The 1189-nt window shown below is 63.2% G+C and carries 1 protein-coding gene; it reads left to right on the forward strand.

The window, feature by feature from the left end; genetic code table 11:
• Positions 1-146 precede the first annotated feature (146 nt).
• Positions 147-1121, forward strand: coding sequence for an IS1595 family transposase (locus LK540_RS04805; protein WP_229435887.1), 975 nt, complete (start codon positions 147-149; stop codon positions 1119-1121).
• Positions 1122-1189 lie beyond the last annotated feature (68 nt).

The following is a 1189-nucleotide window of genomic DNA, read 5'->3' on the forward strand; positions in this document are numbered from 1 at the left end:
CGCAAGCGTCTACGGCGCGCAACAAAGCTTGTCCTGGACCGGGAAAAATCGTAAAAAAAGGCGCTGTCATCGTTAGCTATAGGTGAGTATTGAACTGCTGAGCACCCTCGCGGTCCAAGCCATATCGCCATCGATATGGGTCGACCATGAAAGCGCCTCGCTTCACCAAGTGGTTTGCAGCCTTGCCCGCACTGAACCAGCCCCAGCGGCTACGGGTGCTCGACGCGCTGCGGCCGGCGGCCGGGCTGCATCAGGTGCTCGCGCTGATCCAACAAGGCAGGTCGGCCGGGCGCCGCTGTCCGCATTGCCAGTGCGAACGCTGGCACCGGCATGGCCACGCGAACGACCTGCAACGCTACCGCTGCTTATCGTGCAGGCGCACCTTCAACGATTTGACTGGTACGCCACTGGCGCGCCTTCGGCTCAAAGAGAAATGGCTCGATTATCTCGATGCGATGCGTGCGTCGCGCCCGGTGCGCGCGGCGGCGGACAGCATCAAGGTGCACCGTAACACCGCTTTCCGCTGGCGCCATCGCTTCCTGGACCGGGTAAAGGAAGACCGGCCAGCGCGCCTGAATGGTATCGCTGAGGCCGACGAGATGTTCATCCTGGAATCACAAAAGGGGGCGCGTAAGCTCGACCGGACTGCACGCAAGCGGGGCGGCGTAGCCGGCAGGCGCGGCATCTCGCGCGAGCTCGATTGCATCCTCGTGGCGCGCGATCGCAACCGACAGACCATCGATGCCGTCACCGGCCGCGGCGCCGTCAGCAAGGCCCAGCTGGAGCTCCACCTGCTGCCCTTCCTGGACCCGGATGTCCTGCTCGTGACCGACGCGAACGCAGCCTATCGCGCATTCGCCCGTGCACACGGTATTGCGCACCAGGCCGTCAATGTCAGTGCCGGCGAGCGTTTGCGCATGGGCGCCCACGGCGCGGTCCACGTACAGAACGTGAACGCCTATCACCAGCGCTTGCGCGAGTGGCTACTGCCCTTTCATGGCGTCGCGTCGCGTTATCTGCCGAACTACCTGGACTGGCGCCGGATGCTCGATGGCGGCAAGATTACTTCTGCCGATCAATTGTTTCGCCTTGCAATCGGACCCATCCACAGCAAACGGTGACAGCGCCTAAAAAAAACCGGACTGCCCTTTCGGACAGCCCGGCTTTTGTCGAACCGCTGCGATCGCGA

The sequence above is a fragment of the Massilia sp. IC2-278 genome (assembly GCF_020708045.1).
In the GTDB taxonomy this organism is placed as follows: domain Bacteria; phylum Pseudomonadota; class Gammaproteobacteria; order Burkholderiales; family Burkholderiaceae_D; genus Telluria.

What these genes read in the sequence shown, in the direction of transcription:
- LK540_RS04805 (WP_229435887.1), top strand. Translation starts at nt 147, where the DNA reads ATGAAAGCGCCTCGCTTCACCAAGTGGTTTGCAGCCTTGCCCGCACTG.